Raw genomic sequence first — 19191 nt, forward strand, 5'->3', positions numbered from 1 at the left:
ACTCATCTGGTGAGATCCTCCGCATGACCGAATCGGGCGCATCCACCAGGCCGGCGGCTCCCTCCGCGCGGCTTGTGGGCCGAACCGTCACGGAGTCGGCGGCGCGGACGTGGGCGCCCGTGCCGGCACGCGTGCTGACGAGCGCCCCACCCGGGCGCGGCTGGCATCCGTGGCAGATCCTCGGTGAAGCCGGCACCGGCAAGACGTCGCTGATCGTCGACGCCGCGGTGGCCCGGATCGCGGCCGGCGTCGACCCGGAGTCGGTGCTGGTGCTGACGCAATCGCGGCGTGCTGCCACTGCAATCCGCGAGGAGATCACCGCGGGCCTGCTGGCGGGGGAGGCCGAGTCCGGCGCAGACACCCGTCCCCGCGCGACGCGGGAACCGCTCGTGCGCACGGTGCACTCGTACGCGTTCGCGGTGCTGCGTCTGCAGGCCGCCGCCCACGGCAATCCGCCACCTCGTCTGATCACGGGGTCCGAACAGGACGCGGTGCTGCGGGAACTGCTCCGCGGCGACATCGAGGACGGTGCCCTGGCCTGGCCCGAGCGGCTGCGGCCCGCCCTGGGGATGACCGGGTTCGCAGCCGAACTGCGCAACCTCATGCTGCGGGCGAACGAGCGCGGGCTGGGGCCGGAGGACCTGATCGACCTCGGACACGCGCACGAGCGGCCCGAATGGGTCGCAGCGGGGCGATTCGCAACGGCCTACGAAGAGGTCATGCTGCTGCGGGGGTCCGTCGGGGTGGAGGCGCCGGAAGCCACCGCGCCGGCTCTCGACGCCGCCGAACTGATCAGCGCCGCGCTCACCGCCTTCGCTACCGACCCGGACCTGTTGCAACGCGAACGGCTGCGCGTCCGGCACCTGCTCGTCGACGACGCGCAGCACTTGGACCCGCAGGCCGCCCAGCTGGTGCGGCTGATCGGCACCGGCACCGAAATGACCGCCATCGCCGGCGATCCGGACCAGTCGATCTTCGCCTTCCGGGGCGCCGATCCACGGTTTCTCACCGATTTGGCCGGACGAGACGACCCGGCGCAGGTGGTCCTCGACACGAACTTCCGGTCAACCCCCGACGTGGCGGCTGTCGCGACTCGGGTGGCCGCGAGAGGGCTGCCCGGTAACCCGCCGCACCGCGGGATGAGTGTTCCCGAGAGAGGCGAATCAGCCGGTCGCGTTGCCGTCCAGGTTCTGACAACGCCCGCCAAGGAAGCCGCCCTCATTGCCGACACCCTGCGGCGTGCACACCTGATCGACGGTGTCCCGTGGTCGCAGATGGCGATCATCGTGCGCTCGGTGCCGCGCGCGCTGCCGCCGCTGCGACGAGCGCTCCTCGCAGCCGGGGTGCCGGTCACGACCGCGACCAGCGAACTGCCCCTGGCGAAACAGCACGGCGTCGCTGGCCTGTTGGCGGTGCTGCAGGCGCTGTCGGGCAGCGAGTTCACCGGCGAGGACGCGCTCGCGCTGCTCTCCGGGCCGATCGGCGGCGCTGAACCGGTGAGCCTGCGACGGCTGCGGCGTGGCCTTCGGCGGGTCGAACTCGCGTCGGGTGGCGACCGGGACTCGGCGGAACTGTTGCGGGCCATCGTCGTCGACGGTCCCGATGCCAAAGGGGTGGCACACCTGCTGCCCGGTCTCACCGATGTCGAATCACTTTCTCTGCGAAGGGTGTTGAAGGTGCTTCGGCGTGCGCGGGTGCCACTGGATCGGGGCCGGGGCATCGAGGATGTGCTGTGGGCGGCCTGGCAGGCGACCGGGCTCGAACGTCGCTGGGCCGCGGCGTCGGCGTTCGGCGGGCCGATCGGAGCTCAGGCCGATCGCGATCTCGACGCCGTCGTCGCGCTCTTCGATGAAGCCGCCAACTATGTCGACCGGTTGCCGCGCGCCCAGCTGGCGGGGTTCGTGGACTACCTGGTGGGACAGCAGATACCTGGCACGGCCCGCGCCCGTGCGGTCGCGCTCCAGGAGACGGTGACGATGCTGAGTGCCCACTCCGCGGCGGGCCGGCAATGGCAGGTGGTCGCGGTTGCCGCTGTGCAGGAAGGGCTGTGGCCGAGGCTCGGCTCGCGGGGGACACTACTCGCCACCGAGGCGCTGATCGATCTCACCAGTGGTGTCTGGAAGGGGGGCGTGGGGAGCGGTGACGAGACTCTGTCGCGGACGGCACCCCGGCTCGCGGAGGAACGTCGGCTGTTTCTCGTCGCCTGCAGCCGGGCTCGATCGCAGCTGCTGGTGACGGCGGTCGATTCGTCGAGCAGCGACGACGAGTTGGTGCGCTCTCGGTTCGTCGACGACCTGCTGGGCGGCGAGCAGGACACCGAAGGCGATATCCCCGCCGCCCCGGCGTCTGAGGAGAACCCGCGGGTGCTGGCGCTGCCCGCGTTGGTCGCCGAACTGCGCAGCGTCGTGTGCGACCCCGACATCGCCACTACCGACCCGGAACGTAAGCGTCGGGCCGCACACCAGTTGGCGCGGCTGGCTGACGCCGGGGTCCGAGGCGCCCACCCGGACCAGTGGTACGGAACCGCCCCGCCGAGTTCGGATTCGGCGCTGTGGGATCCAGACGACGGGCCGGTTCCGCTGTCGCCGTCGACGATCGAGCTCATCAACAACTGCCCGCTGCGCTGGATGCTCGAGCGGCACGGCGGCAGCGACGGCGACAACACCCACGCGATCGCCGGAACGCTCGTCCACACTCTCGTGCAGGCCCTCGCCGGACACATCCCGCCGGATCGCGTCGATCATGCGCTCGAGGCGGCCTGGGAGTCTGTGGACCTCGGCTCGGGGTGGTACTCGCGGCGTGAACTCGAGCGCACCCGCGGCATGCTCGCAACGTTCACGAATTGGTTGCGCGGCACTCGGTCCGAACTGACCGAGGTCGGGGTCGAGGTCTCGGTGGACGGCGTTCTCGAACCGCGCGCGGAGGGTGACCCGAAGGTACGTATCCGCGGCCGCATCGACCGCCTCGAGCGCGACGCCGAGGGCCGTCCGGTGATCATCGACGTCAAGACCGCAAAGAACGCCTTGACGAAGGATCAGGCGCAACAGCACCCACAGCTGGCCGCCTACCAGGTGGCGGCGGCGCGGGGGCTGATCGAGGGCGAGCCTGCGTCGGACCCGGGCGGTGCGCGCTTGGTGTTCGTGGCGAAGCCGCACAACAAGGAGGGCGCGACACAGCGTGTCCAGCTCGCGTTCGACGGCGAGGGGCTCGCATCGTGGGAAAATGCGATCCACGAGGCGGCGGCGGCGACGCGGGGGCCGACCTTCGCGGCCCGGATCAACGACGGATGCAGACACTGCCCGGTGCTCTCGAGCTGCCCGGCACACGACGAAGGACGGCAGGTGACGTCGGAGTGAGCACGCCCGTTGGCCCTCGGACTCCACGCCGGGTCGGTGCCGCGGAACTCGCCGAGGCGCTGGGGCAGTTCCCGCCGACGGCCGAGCAGGCCGCGGTCATCGAGGCTCCGCTCGGCCCGACGCTCGTCGTCGCCGGTGCGGGCGCGGGCAAGACCGAGACGATGGCCGCCCGCGTGGTGTGGCTGGTCGCAAACGGTCTGGTGGATCCCGAACAGGTCCTCGGCCTGACGTTCACGCGCAAGGCCGCCCAGCAGCTCACGCGGCGGATCCGGCAGCGGCTCACCACGCTGGCCGGCTCGTCGCTGGTGAAGGACCTCGACCCCGGCGGCGGGCTACGGTCCCGGATCCTCGGCAGCGAACCCGAGGTCAGCACCTACCACTCCTATGCCGGACGGCTGCTCTCCGAACACGGCCTGCTGTTGCCGATCGAGCCGTCCGCGACGCTGCTGTCGGAGACCGAACTGTGGCAGCTCGCGTACCGCGTGGTGAGCGCGTGGGACGGCGACCTCGACACCGACCGCAGCCCCGCGTCGATCACCGAATCGGTGCTTGCACTGTCGGCGCAGCTCGCCGAGCACCTCGTCGAGCCCAGCGATCTGCGCGAGGCGCACACGGAACTCGAGAAGCTGATCCACGCGTTGCCGGCAGGCCCGAGGCAGCGCGGCGGTCCGTCGAAGGCGCTGCTCGGAATTCTCGAGGCGCAGCAGCACAGGCTCGACCTGCTGCCGCTGGTGCAACGGCTCGCGGACACACTGCGTCGCGAGGGAGCGCTCGACTTCGGTGGCCAGATGTCGCTCGCGGCGAGGGTCGCATCCGAGCACCCGGAGGTCGCCCGCAGCGAACGCCAGCGGTTTCGGGTCGTCCTGCTCGACGAGTACCAGGACACCGGGCACGCGCAACGCGTGCTGCTGTCATCGCTGTTCGGTGGTGGTGAGGACGCCGGGCTCGCACTGACCGCCGTCGGCGACCCGATGCAGTCGATCTACGGCTGGCGTGGCGCGTCGGCGGCCAACCTGCCGCGGTTCGCCACCGACTTCCCGCTCGCCGACGGCACCCCGGCCCCGAAACTCGAGCTGCTCACCAGCTGGCGCAACCCGCCGGAGGCTCTCGAGTTGGCGAACCTGGTCTCGGATCCACTACGGGACCGCGGCGTCGAGGTCAGCACGCTGCGGGCGCGGCCGGGTGCGGTACCGGGAGACGTGCGCGTGGCGCTGCTCGACACGGCCCCGGGTGAGCGTTCGTGGGTGGCCGACCGTATCGCCGAACAGTACGAGGCGGCACGGTCGGACGGCCGAAAGCCACCCACCGCAGCGGTTCTCGTGCGACGCAACGCCGATTCCGCACCCATGGCGGAGGAGTTGCGGGCGCGCGGACTGGCAGTTGAGGTCGTCGGTCTCGGCGGCCTCCTGCACACGCCCGAGGTCGCCGACGTCGTCGCGATGCTGCGCCTGATCGCCGATCCTATGGCCGGCAGCGCTGCGGTGCGGGTGCTGACCGGGGCTCGCTGGCAGATCGGGGCCGCTGATCTGCGCGCGCTGTCCGGACGCGCGGGCGAGCTCGGTATCCGCTCCGGCTACGGCACATCGGGTGCGGTGACCGACTCGGCCGCGCTCGGCGACGCACTCGACGGCGCCTTACCGGGGGAGCACTCCGAGCAGGCGGGTCTGGCCGACGCGCTCGCCGACCCCGGCCCGGCCCAACGCTATTCGGAGTCGGGGTACACGCGGATCCGTGCTCTCGCCGCTGAACTGGCATCTCTGCGTGAGCGTCTCGGACAACCGCTGACCGAACTGGTGGCCGAGGTCGAGCGTGTGATCGGTATCGGCATCGAGGCGCAGGCTCGCAAACGTCAGTCCGAGGTGGGCGGAGCCGGGCGCGAGCACCTCGACGCGTTCGCCGACGTCGTCTCCGGATACGCGAACCGTTCCTCGGCCACGCTGACGGGCCTGCTGTCGTTCCTCGCGGCCGCCGAGCACATCGAGAACGGCCTGACCCCGGGCGAGGTCGAGGTCGCTCGAGACCGGGTCCAGGTGTTGACGGTGCACTCGGCGAAGGGCCTCGAGTGGGAGGTCGTGGCGGTGCCGTATCTCACCAAGGGAGTGTTCCCGTCCACACAGACGTCCGCGACATGGCTCGGTTCGGTGGCCGAACTGCCACCGGCGCTGCGCGGGGACCGGGCTCTCGAGGGCGAATCCGCGGACGGGGTGCCGGTTCTCGACCTCGAGAACGTCTACGACCGAAAGGATCTCGAGAACGAGATCGGGGCACACAAGAAGGCGCTGGCAAAGCGTCGGCTGGACGAGGATCGGCGGCTGTTCTACGTCGCGCTGACGCGGACCGAACGGGCCCTGTTCGTCTCCGGCCACCACTGGAGCGAGTCGGGGCCCGAACCCAAGGGCCCGTCACCATTCCTGCTCGAACTGCACGAGCTGATCTGTACGTGGGCGGGGGAACCGCTGGGGGTGATCGACGCGTGGGCACCCGCGCCGGCGGATGGCAGCGAGAACCCGTTGACCGCGACGCCGCGGGAGGCGCTGTGGCCAGGCGACCCGCTCGGGCGCCGCCGACCTGATGTCGAGCGTGGCGCGCAACTCGTGCGCGACGCGCTGAAAGCACTGGGTCGGCCCGACGAACCCGGAGAGCCGGAGGACGATCCGGACGATTGGGCCGCCGACGTGGACGCGCTGCTGGCCGAACGGAGCGCGAGGGGAGCGGCCACCAGAGAGGTCGAGGTGCCGGCGCAGATGTCGGTGAGCCAGTTGGTCGATCTCGCCGCGGACCCGGACGCGTTGGCCGCACGGTTGCGGAGGCCACTGCCGTTCCCGCCAAACCCGCTGGCGCGGCGCGGAACCGCGTTCCACGCGTGGGTGGAACAGCGATTCGGGGCGACGCGGCTGCTCGATTTCGACGAGCTGCCCGGCGCCGCCGACACCGGCGTGGGCACGGAGACTGAGCTCGCGTTGCTTCAGGACGCATTCCTGAGGTCACCGTGGGCAGACCGCAACCCAGTCGAGGTGGAGGTGCCGTTCGAGGCCTCCGTAGGCGGCACGGTGCTCCGCGGCCGGATCGACGCGGTGTTCGCCGACCCGGACGGCGGCTGGACCGTCATCGACTGGAAGACCGGCGCCGAGCCGTCGGCCGCGAACGAGCGGGCTGTGGTCCTGCAGCTCGCGGCCTACCGGCTGGCGTGGGCCGAGCTGATGGCGTCGAGGCAGGCACGGGTCACCGGTGGCCCCGTCGAACTGCAGCTGAACCGGGTGCGCGCGGCGTTCCACTACGTGCGCACGGGACGGACCATCGCTCCGGTCGATCTGCCCGACGCCGAGCAGTTGGCCCAGCTGATCCGCGATGCCGGCACGGGCACCGGTTCACAGGACTGAGTGGTCAGGGCGCGTTGCGCCGCGCCTTCAAGGCCTGCGTCACCAGCGGGATCTGGAGCGGGAGGCGGGCCACGATGAGTGCCTTCGCGGTCGCCGACACGCGGCCCGAGCGGAGCCAGTCGACCGTCATCTGGATGTTCGCCGGGAAGACCGCGACGAACAGCGCCGCGGCGAGTCCGGCGCCGACCCGGCGGGTCCGGGGGACTGCGAGGGCGGTCGCCGTGGCCAGTTCGGCGGCGCCTGACGCGTACGTGTAGGTGCGTGCACTCCCCGGCAGCGTACGGGGCACAATGGCATCGAAGAATTGCGGACGGACAAAGTGCATGATCCCGGCACCGGTCAGCAGTGCGACCAATCGCAGTGCCGGGGCCTGGCTCGAGCGATTCGACGGTGACAGCATCACTCCATCGTGCCCGAATGTGATGTGTCCGGCCACCAGCGGAATCCGGTCTCGTCGGGCCGTATTCGACGATGGCGTTCCGCGAACACCGGACACGGGGCTAGGCTGCGATCCGGTGTGCGACGTTCCGGTGTGCGACGATCCGGGGCGTAATGATCAAGATGCGCGACGCCAGAAGGAGATAAGGACGAGTGAATGGCCGGTAGCTTGAGAGCGCGGTTCCGAGGCGCGGAGATGCTGACGGATCGGCCGGACTTCGCTCTCGTCAGCATCCTTCGGGTTCCGGAGTTGCAGACGAGCCCGGCCTGGGCGATCGTTCGTCGAGTTTCGTACGCGCTGGCGGCGCTGGCGCTTGCCGTGCTGGTCGTCTACATCGACCGCGACGGCTACAGGGATGCGCAGGATCCCGAGCTGACGCTGCTGGACTGCATCTACTACGCGACCGTTTCGCTGTCGACCACCGGCTACGGCGACATCATCCCGGTCACCCCCGAAGCGCGACTGATCAACGTGCTGGTCATCACACCGCTTCGGATCTTCTTCCTCATCGTCCTGGTCGGAACGACCCTCTCGGCGCTGACCGAGAGCTCACGCCAGGCATTCAAGATTCAGCGCTGGAGGCATCGCGTGCGTAACCACACCGTCGTCGTCGGATTCGGCACGAAGGGCCGCACCGCCATCGACGCCATGCTCGGTGACGGCATCCTGCCCTCGGACATCGTCGTTGTGGACACCGATCAGGCGGTACTCGACGCCGCCGCGAGTCTTGGCCTCGTCACTGTGCACGGCTCCGCCACCAAGTCGGATGTGTTGCGTCTGGCCGGTGTGCAGAACGCTGCGTCGATCATCGTTGCGGCGAACCGTGACGACACCGCCGTCCTGGTGACGCTCACCGCCCGCGAACTCGCGCCCAACGCCAAGATCGTCGCTGCCATCCGCGAGACCGACAACGCGCACCTGTTGCGTCAGTCCGGTGCCGACTCCGTCGTCGTCTCGTCGGAGACCGCGGGTCGATTGCTCGGAATCGCGCGGACCACGCCGAGCGTCGTGGAGATGGTCGAGGACCTGCTCACTCCTGAGGCCGGTTTCGCCATCGCCGAGCGTGGGGTCGAACCGGAGGAGGTCGGCGGCTCGCCGCGCCATCTGTCGGACATCGTCCTCGGGGTGGTGCGCGACGGCCGCCTGCTGCGCGTGGGATCGCCCGAGGTCGACGCCATCGAGGCCGACGACCTTCTGCTGTACATCCGACGCGTCGTCGTCTGACCGACGGCTGTAGCCGGCAGTAGGCAGTAGGGGGTAGGCAGGCTCGCGTCGGCGCGCCCCCCGCAGGGCCGCTCGCGTCGGCACGCCCGCAGTAGGGTCGTTCGCGTGTCCGACTTCACCGCACCCGGTTTCACCCTCGCCGAGACGCCGCTGCTGTCCCGTGCCGCCATCGACCGTGCTGAGCAACTGCGGTCGGACACCGATGCCCTGCGCGCCGGGTGGGCGGACGCGTTGCTGCTGCGGGTCAACCACCGCGGCCAGGTACGAATCGCCGACGGTGGCCTGCTGTTCGAAGCAGCCGTGTCACTGGGTGCAGAACCCGCGCAGGACGCGGTGTTCCTGGGGCTACTCGGCGGACGGCACGTGTGGGCGGTGCGGGTTCCGGCGCTCACGGGTGAACTGGGTGACCTGCGCATGATCGGCCACCGGATCGACGAGTCCGGCGTAGGCCTGCTGACGACCGCGGTGGCGCTGTTGAACTGGCACGACCGCGCCGGGTTCAGCGCGATCGACGGCGCTCCCACCCAGCCGACGATGTCCGGGTGGTCGCGGATCAGTACCAGCACCGGACACGAGGAATTCCCGCGTACCGACCCGGCGGTGATCTGTCTCGTGCACGACGGTGCCGACCAGGTCCTGCTGGCGCGTCAGCCGGCGTGGCCGCCGCACATGTTCTCGGTGCTGGCCGGGTTCGTCGAGGCGGGGGAGTCCCTCGAGACGTGCGTTGTTCGGGAGATCAAGGAAGAGGTCGGACTCGACGTGTTGGACGTCCGGTACCTGGGCAGCCAGCCGTGGCCGTTTCCGCGATCAGTGATGCTCGGGTTTGCGGCCGTGGGCGACCCCGCCGCCGCGTTGACGTTCGCGGACGGCGAGATCGCAGAGGCCAACTGGTTCACCCGCGATCAGGTTCGTGCAGCGCTCGACGCCGGCGACTGGGCGTCGTCGGACGCCGAACTACGGCTGCCCGGTTCGATCTCGATCGCGCGGGTGATGGTGGAGTCCTGGGTCAAGACAGGCTACGTAAGGCCGAGCGACTAGAGCCCCAGCGCCGTTCGGACCTGAAGGAGCGTCGGGTTGGTGGCGGTGCTGCCGTCCGCGTACTTGACCGTCGGGACGACGTGGTTGCCGCCGTTGACGCTTCCGACGAACTCGGCGGATGTCGGATCCTGCTCGATGTCGACCTCGACGTACGAGATGCCATTCTCGTCGAGTTGCTTCTTGAGGCGACGGCAGTAGCCGCACCAGGTGGTCGAGTACATGGTCAGGGCAGGAGCTTCGATAGTCACGGCGGCAATAACACCACGACCGGTCTCGAGTGTTCCCACCTGCGCCCTCTTGGGCGCACATCACATCGGCCGGGGTGCGGCGGTCGGCACGGGAATGTCGGCGCGTTCTGAGAGGATGGGCAGCATGCCAGCGGACGTCACCCCGGAGAACCCAGCGACCCGGCTCGACGGGGGATTGGATCCGCAACAGCAGGCGGCGGTGCTCGCTCCGCGCGGCCCGGTTTGTGTGCTCGCCGGAGCCGGCACCGGCAAGACCCGGACCATCACGCGCCGTATCGCGCACCTCGTCGCGAATGGTCACGTCTCGGCCGGCCAGGTTCTCGCGGTCACGTTCACGGCGCGTGCCGCCGGGGAGATGCGCGGCCGGCTTCGTGCCCTCGGCATCGGCGGTGGTGGCCCGCAGGTGCAGGCCCGCACGTTTCACGCCGCGGCATTGCGGCAGCTGAAGTACTTCTGGCCGCAGGTGGTCGGGGACGCGCAATGGCGTCTACTCGACCGCAAATTCGCGCTCGTCGGGCAGGCTGCGAGCCGGGTGGGTTTGCCGACGACCACCGAGAGCATCCGCGACCTCGCCGGCGAGATCGAGTGGGCCAAGAGCTCGCTCATTGCGCCCGAGGACTACGCGGCCGCCGCGGCGCGTGCTCGCCGGGATGTCCCGGCCGACGCCGAGAAGGTCACCGCCGTCTACGACGTCTACCAGGCACTCAAGACCAACGATCCCGACGGCATCCTGCTGGACTTCGACGACCTGCTGCTGCACACCGCGATCGCGCTCGAAGAAAATGCGGCGGTCGCCGAGGAGTTCCGTGACCGGTACCGCTGCTTTGTCGTGGACGAGTACCAGGACGTCACCCCTCTGCAGCAACGCGTGCTGGACGCGTGGCTCGGCGATCGCGACGATCTGACCGTCGTCGGTGACGCCAACCAGACCATCTACTCGTTCACCGGGGCCACGCCGAGGTATCTACTGGACTTCTCACGCCGGTTCCCGGACGCGACCGTCGTCCGGCTCGAGCGGGACTACCGGTCCTCTCCTGAAGTCGTGTCGCTGGCCAACCGGGTGATCGGCGCTGCCCGCGGGCGCATCGCCGGGACGCGGCTGCAGCTGGTCGGACAGCGACCGTCCGGACCCGAGCCGACGTTCGCCGAATACGACGACGAGCCCGCCGAGGCCACAGCCGTGGCCAAGCAGATCAGCAAGCTCATCGGCCAGGGCGTCGAGCCGTCCGAGATCGCGGTGTTGTACCGGATCAACGCCCAGTCAGAGGTACACGAGCAGACACTCACCCAGGCCGGCATCCCATACCAGGTGCGCGGCGGCGAGGGCTTCTTCACCCGTCAGGAGGTGCGCCAGGCCGTCACGGCGCTTCGGCAGGTCGCAGGCCGCGACGATCTGCCCGACGGTGCCGACTCTGGCGAGGCCTTGGTGACATTGGTGCGTGCGGCGCTGGTCCCGTTGGGGTTGACGGAGACCGAGCCCGCCGGTGTGCAGGCCCGCGAACGGTGGAATTCGCTCACCGCGCTGGTCGCGCTCACCGAGGAGCTGCTCTCTCACGACCCACTCCTGACGCTGAACGGACTGTTGGGTGAACTAGCCGCACGATCCGAGGCGCGGCATCCACCGGTCGTGCAGGGTGTCACGCTCGCGTCGCTGCATGCCGCGAAGGGCCTCGAGTGGGACGCGGTGTTCCTCGTCGGAGTCACCGAGGGCACGCTGCCGATCGCGCACGTCCTCGGCGACTCCAACTCGTCCGGTGACGAAGCCGGGATCGAGGAGGAACGCCGCCTGTTCTATGTCGGGGTGACGCGTGCCCGCGAGCACCTGGCCTTGTCGTGGGCGCTCGCCCGTACCGAGGGCGGGCGCAAGACGCGGCGCCGGTCCCGATTCTTGAACGGCCTGATCCCGGACGACTCGCCGGCGTCACGGATCGCCAAGCCCGCCCGCTCCAAGCGGCAGCCTCCGCGATGCCGGGTGTGTGGGAAGCAACTGATGGGGGCGACGGCGACCATGCTCGGTCGCTGCGAGCAGTGCCCGTCGAATCTCGACGTCGAGTTGTTCGAAGCGCTCAAACAGTGGCGCCGGGAGCGGTCCCGCGAGATGAAGGTGCCCGCGTACGTAGTGTTCAGCGACAACACGCTGACGGCCATCGCCGAGCAGCAACCGCAGGACGAACGGGCACTCGTCGCGATCCCCGGCATCGGCGCGAAGAAGCTCGAACAGTACGGCGCCGATGTCCTGGCGGTGGTGCGCGGCGAACGCGCGGCGCAGACTCTGGATCTGACCTGACCGGCGACCGTCGACAAAACCGCAGGTCAAAAATAACTTGTGCGGTCTGTTTGGGTCCCATACTCTAGACCGCACGCCACGGGGAAGCTCGTGTGCGGTGACCTGTCCAATACGCGGATACCCGGTGACGCGCTAGTCGGCGCCGGCGCTTCGCGTCGACGCGAAAGGGAGGTGGCAACGATGAACGGCTGGAACACAACAGCTGCACGTGTATCGGTGCCCGCATGCGCATACCTCCCGGCGACCGAAACGGTCGCCGCGTCAATTGCGGCGAAAACACCGCACGTAAACCGTCTGCGCACAGCAGCGCAGACGGCAGCAGCATCCGTGGCCTGGCGTAGACACCGAACCACCGTTCGGTAGACACTCCGCCCGTTCCTCGAGGCCACGGATCGCAGCAGCGAACCGTGGCCTTCGTGTTTCGAGCCCCACCGCTCCAGGCACTCGACCGCGGTTCGCCCCGAACCTCGAACCCGGCACGAACCATGAGCCAACCGCTCGAAACGACAAGGAGAAGACGTGTCTACCGTGACATGCCGAGTACGCAACATGAACCATGCCGTCACCGACGGACTGGGAGTCGTCCGCTCGGCACGCCGGGAACTGCCCTGCCGGACCGGAGACAACCCCGACCTGTGGTTTGCTGACACCCCCGCGGATCTCGAACGCGCCAAGGAACTGTGCGCGGGATGCCCGATCCGCAGTCGATGCCTGAACGCGGCGCTCGATAGGGCAGAGCCCTGGGGAGTGTGGGGTGGAGAGATCTTCGACCAGGGTGTCGTGATCGCCCGCAAGCGGCCACGCGGCCGGCCGCGAAAGAGCCCGGCGACCGCTGTGAGCCCAGGGAAGCAAAAGACCTGGGTGTGCGCCTAGCACGCAACTCGACGATCAGGCCCTACGCGCCGTCGAGGCTTTCGAGACCGGTGTCGTCCTCGGTGAATCCCGGGAGCCACTGGGTGAGGATCCTCATGTACGGCGCGTAGGCGTCGAGTTGGGCGCATATGCCGACCGACCCGAGCAGCACGCGGAAGATCATCAGGTACTCGGGGGGCAGGTTGAGGGCACGGGCCGTCCGGAAGCGTGCGCTCGAGAAGTCGGTTGCGGTGCCCGCGGCCTTCTGCAGCCACGCGCGGGTGAAGTGGAACGACTCGGTGCGGATCGGATCCGTGAACGGGCGCAGATAGTCGGCGATCTCCTGATCGGTGACAGTTCGGCCCGGTAGGACGAAACCGTTGTCCCGCAACAGCTCCGTGAGTTCGTCGTAGCGTTCCTCGAGGTTCAACCGCACCATGCGGCCCAGTACCGGTGGCAGTCCATTCGGCATGGGCGCGGTTGCGCCGAAATCGATGATGCCGAGGCGGCCGTCGTCGTCCAGCATGAAGTTGCCAGGGTGGGGATCGCAGTGCAGCAGCCCGGCGCGGGCGGGGGAGACGAAGTGAAACTCCGCGAGCAACGCGCCCGCGGTGTTGCGTTGTTCGATGGTGCCTCTGGTGATGATTTCGGACAGCGGCGTCGCCGTCATCCACTCGGTGACAACCACCTTGGGGGCGCTGGCCACCACTCGGGGCACGACGAACTTCGGGTCACCGGCGAAAGTCTTCGCGAAGGCGCGCTGGTTGTCGGCTTCGATCCGGTAGTCCAGTTCCTCCTCGGTGCGGGCGCTCAGTTCGTCGAGTATCGGCTTGACGTCGGTGCCCGCCAGCGTGGATGCGAACACTCCCGCGAACCGGGACAGTGTCTTGAGGTCCGCGCGCAGGGCCTCGTCGGCGCCGGGGTACTGGACCTTGACGGCCACCTCCCGGCCGTCCGACCACACCGCCCGGTGCACCTGACCGATGCTGGCCGACGCGGTCGGGGTGTCGTCGAAGTCGGCGAATCGTTCGCGCCAGCGGGTGCCCAACTGCTGGTCGAGCACGCGATACACCTGCTTGGCGGGCAGTGGCGGTGCCTCGGCCTGCAGTTTGGTCAACGCCTCCCGGTACGGCTCGGCGAACTCCTCGGGAACCGCGGCCTCCATCACGCTGAGGGCCTGTCCGAGCTTCATCGCGCCGCCCTTGAGTTCTCCGAGCACGGAAAACAGCTGTTCGGCGGCCTTCGTGGTCAGCTGGGCGTCGATGGCGTCACCGTCCGCGCCGGCCAGCTTCTTCCCGAAGCCCATCGCGGCCCGTCCCGCGATGCCCAGCGGAATGCTCGCTAGCTTGGCGGTGCGGGCAGTGCTTCTGCGAGGGATGTCGGACACGAGTCCATCATGACGGAAGATTTGTGGGTTCGTCCAAGAACATTGTCGATCGTGAGCAGGCGCACCGAGGGTTGCGCGGCCACGGCCGGACCGCCAGGCGGTGCGTGTCCAGGTCGAGTTCCAGTGTGGCGTCGAGGCTCGCGGGCGCGGGCCGGGCCACCCCGGACAGCACCTTTTCGAGCTGCCCGAGCGCGACTGCCGCGGTGGCCATGACGGCGGCGGGGCCGGCGTGGCCCACCCTGCCCAGCAACTGCGCGGCGACATGCGGCCACTCGTCGTCTACCGCGCACCGTGTGAGGTCGGCACATCGCAGGCAACTGGTGTGGCCGGGCAGCACCAGTGGTCCCACTACACCGCGGCCATCGCGCAGGCGAACCTGCAGGTGCGGTATCCCGGCGCTGCACAGGGCGTCGACCAGCTGCGGGTCCGCGACGAGATCGTCCGTCAGGACCACGCACATGCTGTTCCACCGAGTGACGTCGGTGTCGGTGGTGAAGTGGGTCGACCGTGTGACCCGTACCGGTGCTCCGGCGAGCCCGTCTGCGATCGCGTCGGCGAGCGGTCCACGACCGTGAATCCGGATGGTGCGGGCGGGATCCGCCGGCGTCGGGGTCGGCTGTAGTAGCCCGGCCTCGTCGAGTTCGCTGAGCAGCGTGGACATGTCGGTGGGGCTTATCCCGTGTGCGATGGCTCGCCAGACCGCGGTCGGGCGGGAAGTCCGGCCGTCGAGCAGTTGCAGCGCAGCCACCAGAGACGCCGTGTCCACACCGGCGGGCGGTGTGAGGATCAGGGCGGTGTCCGGGTCCCAGCCGATCTGCACCCGCCCGCTGGGCCGGATCAGAACGGGACGACGCGGATCCAACGTCGGATGGTGGACCCGTCTCGGGGTTTCGAGTGTCGGGGTTTCGAGTGTTGGAGCATCCAGTGTTGGAGATTCCAGTGTCGGAGATTCCGGGGCCATGCCTCGACGATCGCACCCCGTGGCCGCCCGAGCCGCCCGGTTGCGCCGCTTGTCCACAGGAATGCAGGCGCTGTGAACTGCGGTTTCGTCCTTCCGCGGAGGTTGGTTCACCACTCGTCGTGCGGGTGTCGCAGGGTCCCGTTAGCGTGGGTCCCCGTGACTGGCACCCGCACCTCTGACAGTGGCCGACCCGAGGTGGAGATTCGCCGCAGCGCACGGCGGAAGCGCACCGTCAGCGCGCGCCGCGAAGGGGACAAGGTGGTGGTGCTGATGCCGACCGGCCTGTCGACGCAGGCGGAAGCCGAATTGGTTGCCGAGATGATCGGGAAGCTCGAGCGAGCCGACCGGCGCGCCGCAGCCCGCGCCGAACGCAGCGACGTCGAACTGGCCGAGCGCGCCGCGCGCCTGTCGGCGCGGTGGTTGGGTGACGCCGCTGCACCGACGTCGGTGCGGTGGGTGCCGTCGATGCGAACGCGGTGGGCGTCGTGCACGCCGACCGACGGCACCATCCGCGTCAGCGAGGTGTTGCAGACGGTGCCGGCATACGTCTTGGACTACGTGCTGGTCCACGAGCTCGTGCACTTGTACGTTGCCGGCGGCCATAACGAACGGTTCTGGCGGGAGGTGCGTAGCTATCCGAAGACCGAGCGGGCGATGGGTTACCTCGAGGCGTACTCCGTCGTGACGCGGCAACCGGGTTTGGCCGACATGACGGCCCGCGACTGCTCGGACACCGACGACCCGGGAACCTCTACCGGTTAGCAACCCCCACGAGTAGCAACCCTCACCGGTCAACCCTCGGTTGCCGGCCCAGCGTCGGGGTCGTCGCTCTCGCGGTTCTTCTCCTCACGCTCACGCGCCTCGATCTGCTCGAGTTGTGCGATCGGGTCGTGGAACGTGCTGGCGTCGCCGCCGACGACCCGGTCGATGAACGCGGCCGGGTTGTCGAGGTCCGAAGAGTCGGGCAGTAGGTCGGGGTGCGACCACACACCGTCACGGGCATCGATGCCGGTGTCGGTCGTCAGTCGCCGCCACAGCTGCGCGGCCTCGCGCACCTTGCGGGGGCGCAGTTCGAGGCCGACGAGGGTCGCGAAGGTCTGCTCAGCCGGACCGCCGGTCGCCCGCCGACGGCGCAGCGTCTCGGACAAGGCCGCTACACCAGGCAGGCGGTCACCGAGCGCCTCGGAAACGACGGTCTCCACCCAGCCCTCGACGAGTGCGAGCAGTGTCTCGAGCCGTTCGAGTGCCTGCTTCTGCTCTGGCGTGGTCTGCGGTTCGAACGCACCCTGCTGCAGGATCTTCTCGATCCGTGACGGGTCGGTCAGCGCGGACGGGTCGAGGCCCTGCGCGGCTTCCTCGATCGCGGAGAAGTCCATGCGGATCCCGCGGGCGTAGTCCTCGACGGTCGAGAGCAGGCGCTGCCGCAGCCACGGAACGTGGCTGTACAGACGCTGGTAGGCGGCCTCGCGGGCCGCGATGAACACGAGCACCTCGCGGTGTGACTGCTCGAGGCCCTCGGTGAAGGCTTCGATTGCGGCCGGCAGCAACGCGGCTGTGCCGGCGGGACCGAGCGGTAAGCCGATGTCGGTGGAGGTGAGTACCTCCTTCGACAGCTGGCCCAGCGCCTGGCCGAGTTGGGAGCCGAAAGTGAGGCCACCCATCTGAGTGAGCATCCCCGTCATCGGGCCGAGCATGTTGCGGGCTTCTTCGGGAAGCCCCTCCACCCACATGCCGGACACGTGCTGGGCGACCGGATCGCACAGGCGCTTCCAGGTCTCGAGGGTGCCGTCGAGCCAGTCGTTCGGAGTCCAGGCGAGGGTGCGTGTCGCGCCGGCCGGGAGCGTCGTTGCGCCGTCGAGCCACAGTTCCGCCAACCGGGCGGCATCGGCGACGGCCGACGCGGTGCCCTCGGTGATCGGGGTCACCGAGCCGATCTGCTGCCGGGCGAGGTTCTTCGCGACGTCGTAGTTGACGGGGCCGGACTGGCCGCCCTGACCCATCGCGCTGCCCATTCCGCTGAGCATCTGACCGAACTGGGAGAGCATCTGGCCGAGGGCCGCCGGGTCGAAGCCCGCGCCGCCCGCGCCGCCGCCACCACCGAGACCGAATGCGCTGGGATCGAAGCCGAATGGCTGGCCGGATGGTCCGCCCTCTTCCCGGCCCGCGTCCTTCTTCTTACGGTCGGGGTCGTCGTCGGCGTTGGAGAAACCGAAGGGCAGATCACTCATAGTTCAACGGTACAAGGCCCAGCGTGTGATGGCCCGTTCGGAGATCACGCTGGCGGCGAACACCGCCCGCAGTGAGCGAGCGTCCGACGGGGTGCCGTCCGCGGCGCTCTATCCTTGGCCTGGTGAACCGACGAATGGTGACCCTGCTGGCAGCGCTGGCTCCGGTCGTGGCCCTGGGAGTGCTGGGTACAACGGTGAAGGTGCCGTTCGTCGCGCTCGGTCCGGGTCCGACCTTCAACACGCTCGGCGACGTCGACGGCAAGCCGGTTGTCGACATCGAGGGCACCCAGGTCGACCCGACGAGCGGCAACCTCAACATGACGACCGTCGCCGTGCGCGACCAATTGACGTTGTTCGACGCTCTCGGGTTGTGGTCGAGTGGGCGCCAGGGTCTGGTACCTCGCGAGGAGGTTTATCCGCCGCAGAAGTCGAAGGACGAGGTCCAGGAGGAGAACTCGGCGCAATTCGAGAGTTCCGAGAACAGCGCGGAACTGGCCGCGCTGCGGTACCTCGGTCTGCCGGTGGCGCTGGAACTGACGGCTGTGGGCGCGGATGGACCCGCGGCATCGGTGCTGCAGGATGGGGACCTGCTGTTACGGGTGGACGGCACGCCCGTCGACACCCTCTACGATCTACGCGAGGTCGTGGGTGCGGTGGCCCCGGGCACGACCGTGCCGGTCACCTACCGGCGCGACGGCGTCGAGTCGACCGCACCGGTCACCCTCGGTTCCCGGTCCGACGTCGACGGTGGACAGGATGCCGGTAAGGGCTACCTGGGAGTCACCGCCAAGGAAACGCCCGACGTGCCTTTCACGATCGCCTTCAACCTGGCAGATATCGGCGGACCCTCGGCCGGATTGATGTTCAGTCTTGCCGTGATCGACAAGTTGAGCCCCGGCGAGCTCAATGGAGGCCGTTTCGTCGCGGGCACCGGCACGATCGACCCCGACGGCAACGTAGGACCGATCGGCGGGATCCCCTACAAGATGATCGCCGCGGAGGAGGCGGGCGCGAGCACGTTCCTGGTCCCCGCGGAGAACTGCGACGAGGCGCGCGCCAACCAGCCCGACGGCCTCGAATTGGTGAGGGTCGAGACACTGAACGGCGCTATCGACGCTCTCGACGCGATCAATGCGGATGCACCCGCACCGAGCTGCTAGTCGAATTCTGGTCAGTCCTGTTCTGGTCAGTCCTGCGCCAGATCAGTCTTCAGGGGCGTCGAGGGTCGCGTACAGCGCACCGACGACGCCCGGAGCGAGGTTGTCGTACGTGCGCAGTTCCACACCCGCGAACGGGTCGTCGTTGTCGGTGGGGCGCAGCTGTAGCAGCGCGATCGAGGGCCCGTCCCGCAACACGGCCGCGATGAGACGGGCGTCTCGGCGCCCGGGATGGGACTGGGCGGCAGCTCGGGCCGCCTCGTCCGCCGCGTGGCGGTCCGAAAGCAGTGGGGCGAGGGCGTCATCCAGATCGGATTCGGCGCTCGGTGGCAGGACGACGATCTCCTGAACCAGGGCGCAGCCGACGACCTCCGGCGGCCAACTGGTGGTTGCCAGGAACTCGTCGAGTGCGGGCGAGCCGCCCTCGATGTCATCCGGGAGCGGCCCCTGTTCGATAGGTGTCAGTTCCGCGCCATCGTCGAGCTGATCGAGGAGCGACGGCTCCGCCGCGGCCACGAGTGCAGTCGGAACGATCGCAAACAGCGCAGGCGATTGACCCCATCCGCCGGTGTCGACGAAATCGATGATTTCGTGCACGCACCTGCGCAGGGACTCGTCGGACAGGGATGCATTC

The 19191-nt window shown here is 69.0% G+C and carries 14 protein-coding genes; 8 read left to right on the forward strand and 6 right to left on the reverse strand.

The window, feature by feature from the left end:
• Nucleotides 1–23: 23 nt before the first annotated feature.
• Both EF834_RS06130 and EF834_RS06135 read left to right on the forward strand, forming a co-directional pair.
• Nucleotides 24–3356 (forward strand): ATP-dependent helicase, encoded by a 3333-nt coding sequence (locus tag EF834_RS06130; RefSeq protein ID WP_127946333.1) that lies wholly within the window; start codon nucleotides 24–26, stop codon nucleotides 3354–3356.
• A complete protein-coding gene (locus EF834_RS06135; protein ID WP_127946714.1) occupies nucleotides 3287–6736 on the forward strand; it encodes an ATP-dependent helicase in 3450 nt (1149 codons plus the stop codon). Before EF834_RS06130 ends, EF834_RS06135 begins: the two co-directional genes overlap by 70 nt.
• Before the next feature lie 4 nt (nucleotides 6737–6740).
• On the opposite strand, the gene EF834_RS06140 is transcribed toward EF834_RS06135, so the two are convergent.
• The gene (locus EF834_RS06140; protein WP_127946334.1) at nucleotides 6741–7136 is read right to left on the reverse strand and encodes a DoxX family protein; all 396 of its coding nucleotides are present in this window, start codon (nucleotides 7134–7136) and stop codon (nucleotides 6741–6743) included.
• Nucleotides 7137–7331: 195 nt separating this feature from the next.
• Between EF834_RS06140 and EF834_RS06145 the strand changes: the two genes are divergently transcribed.
• Together EF834_RS06145 and nudC are read left to right on the forward strand one after the other, a co-directional pair.
• Entirely contained in the window at nucleotides 7332–8399 is a 1068-nt protein-coding gene (locus EF834_RS06145) for a potassium channel family protein (RefSeq protein WP_127946335.1), read from the forward strand.
• Nucleotides 8400–8504: 105 nt separating this feature from the next.
• Nucleotides 8505–9437, forward strand: a complete 933-nt coding sequence (nudC, locus tag EF834_RS06150; protein WP_127946336.1) for an NAD(+) diphosphatase — start codon at nucleotides 8505–8507, stop codon at nucleotides 9435–9437.
• Here the strand turns inward: nudC and EF834_RS06155 are convergent.
• Nucleotides 9434–9658 carry a mycoredoxin gene (locus EF834_RS06155; protein WP_164874089.1) on the reverse strand — a complete coding sequence of 75 codons (225 nt, stop codon included), beginning with the start codon at nucleotides 9656–9658 and terminating at the stop codon, nucleotides 9434–9436. The genes nudC and EF834_RS06155 overlap by 4 nt on opposite strands.
• 142 nt (nucleotides 9659–9800) lie before the next feature.
• On the opposite strand from EF834_RS06155, the gene EF834_RS06160 reads away from it, so the two are divergent.
• Together EF834_RS06160 and EF834_RS06165 are read left to right on the forward strand one after the other, a co-directional pair.
• Nucleotides 9801–11972 carry an ATP-dependent DNA helicase UvrD2 gene (locus tag EF834_RS06160; RefSeq protein WP_328590544.1) on the forward strand — a complete coding sequence of 724 codons (2172 nt, stop codon included), beginning with the start codon at nucleotides 9801–9803 and terminating at the stop codon, nucleotides 11970–11972.
• Nucleotides 11973–12521: 549 nt separating this feature from the next.
• Nucleotides 12522–12845: a WhiB family transcriptional regulator gene (locus EF834_RS06165; RefSeq protein WP_127946715.1), complete on the forward strand. Its 324-nt coding sequence runs from the start codon at nucleotides 12522–12524 to the stop codon at nucleotides 12843–12845.
• A 22-nt stretch (nucleotides 12846–12867) separates the two neighbouring features.
• Here the strand turns inward: EF834_RS06165 and EF834_RS06170 are convergent, their stop codons facing one another.
• A complete protein-coding gene (locus EF834_RS06170) occupies nucleotides 12868–14211 on the reverse strand; it encodes an ABC1 kinase family protein (protein ID WP_127946339.1) in 1344 nt (447 codons plus the stop codon).
• A 7-nt stretch (nucleotides 14212–14218) separates the two neighbouring features.
• Nucleotides 14219–15073 (reverse strand): hypothetical protein, encoded by an 855-nt coding sequence (locus tag EF834_RS06175; protein ID WP_127946340.1) that lies wholly within the window; start codon nucleotides 15071–15073, stop codon nucleotides 14219–14221.
• A gap of 255 nt (nucleotides 15074–15328) precedes the next feature.
• On the opposite strand from EF834_RS06175, the gene EF834_RS06180 reads away from it, so the two are divergent.
• A complete protein-coding gene (locus tag EF834_RS06180) occupies nucleotides 15329–15934 on the forward strand; it encodes a M48 metallopeptidase family protein (protein WP_235871021.1) in 606 nt (201 codons plus the stop codon).
• A 29-nt stretch (nucleotides 15935–15963) separates the two neighbouring features.
• On the opposite strand, the gene EF834_RS06185 is transcribed toward EF834_RS06180, so the two are convergent.
• Nucleotides 15964–17400, reverse strand: coding sequence for a zinc-dependent metalloprotease (locus EF834_RS06185; RefSeq protein WP_127946341.1), 1437 nt, complete (start codon nucleotides 17398–17400; stop codon nucleotides 15964–15966).
• 122 nt (nucleotides 17401–17522) lie between these two features.
• Here EF834_RS06185 and EF834_RS06190 point away from each other — a divergent pair, with 122 nt between their 5' ends.
• Entirely contained in the window at nucleotides 17523–18560 is a 1038-nt protein-coding gene (locus EF834_RS06190; protein WP_206615189.1) for a YlbL family protein, read from the forward strand.
• A 42-nt stretch (nucleotides 18561–18602) separates the two neighbouring features.
• Here EF834_RS06190 and EF834_RS06195 read toward each other — a convergent pair whose 3' ends face one another.
• A complete protein-coding gene (locus EF834_RS06195; protein ID WP_235871052.1) occupies nucleotides 18603–19181 on the reverse strand; it encodes a PPA1309 family protein in 579 nt (192 codons plus the stop codon).
• Between the last annotated feature and the right edge of the window lie 10 nt (nucleotides 19182–19191).

The sequence above is a fragment of the Rhodococcus spongiicola genome (genome assembly GCF_004011835.1).
Taxonomy (GTDB): domain Bacteria; phylum Actinomycetota; class Actinomycetes; order Mycobacteriales; family Mycobacteriaceae; genus Prescottella; species Prescottella spongiicola.

Excerpts from the sequence above, each read along its gene's own strand:
- EF834_RS06130 (WP_127946333.1), top strand. The coding sequence starts at position 24 with ATGACCGAATCGGGCGCATCCACCAGGCCGGCGGCTCCCTCCGCGCGG.
- EF834_RS06135 (WP_127946714.1), top strand. The coding sequence starts at position 3,287 with ATGCAGACACTGCCCGGTGCTCTCGAGCTGCCCGGCACACGACGAAGG.
- EF834_RS06140 (WP_127946334.1), bottom strand. The coding sequence starts at position 7,136 with ATGCTGTCACCGTCGAATCGCTCGAGCCAGGCCCCGGCACTGCGATTG.
- EF834_RS06145 (WP_127946335.1), top strand. The coding sequence starts at position 7,332 with ATGGCCGGTAGCTTGAGAGCGCGGTTCCGAGGCGCGGAGATGCTGACG.
- EF834_RS06155 (WP_164874089.1), bottom strand. The coding sequence starts at position 9,658 with ATGTACTCGACCACCTGGTGCGGCTACTGCCGTCGCCTCAAGAAGCAA.
- EF834_RS06160 (WP_328590544.1), top strand. The coding sequence starts at position 9,801 with ATGGGCAGCATGCCAGCGGACGTCACCCCGGAGAACCCAGCGACCCGG.
- EF834_RS06165 (WP_127946715.1), top strand. The coding sequence starts at position 12,522 with ATGAACCATGCCGTCACCGACGGACTGGGAGTCGTCCGCTCGGCACGC.
- EF834_RS06185 (WP_127946341.1), bottom strand. The coding sequence starts at position 17,400 with ATGAGTGATCTGCCCTTCGGTTTCTCCAACGCCGACGACGACCCCGAC.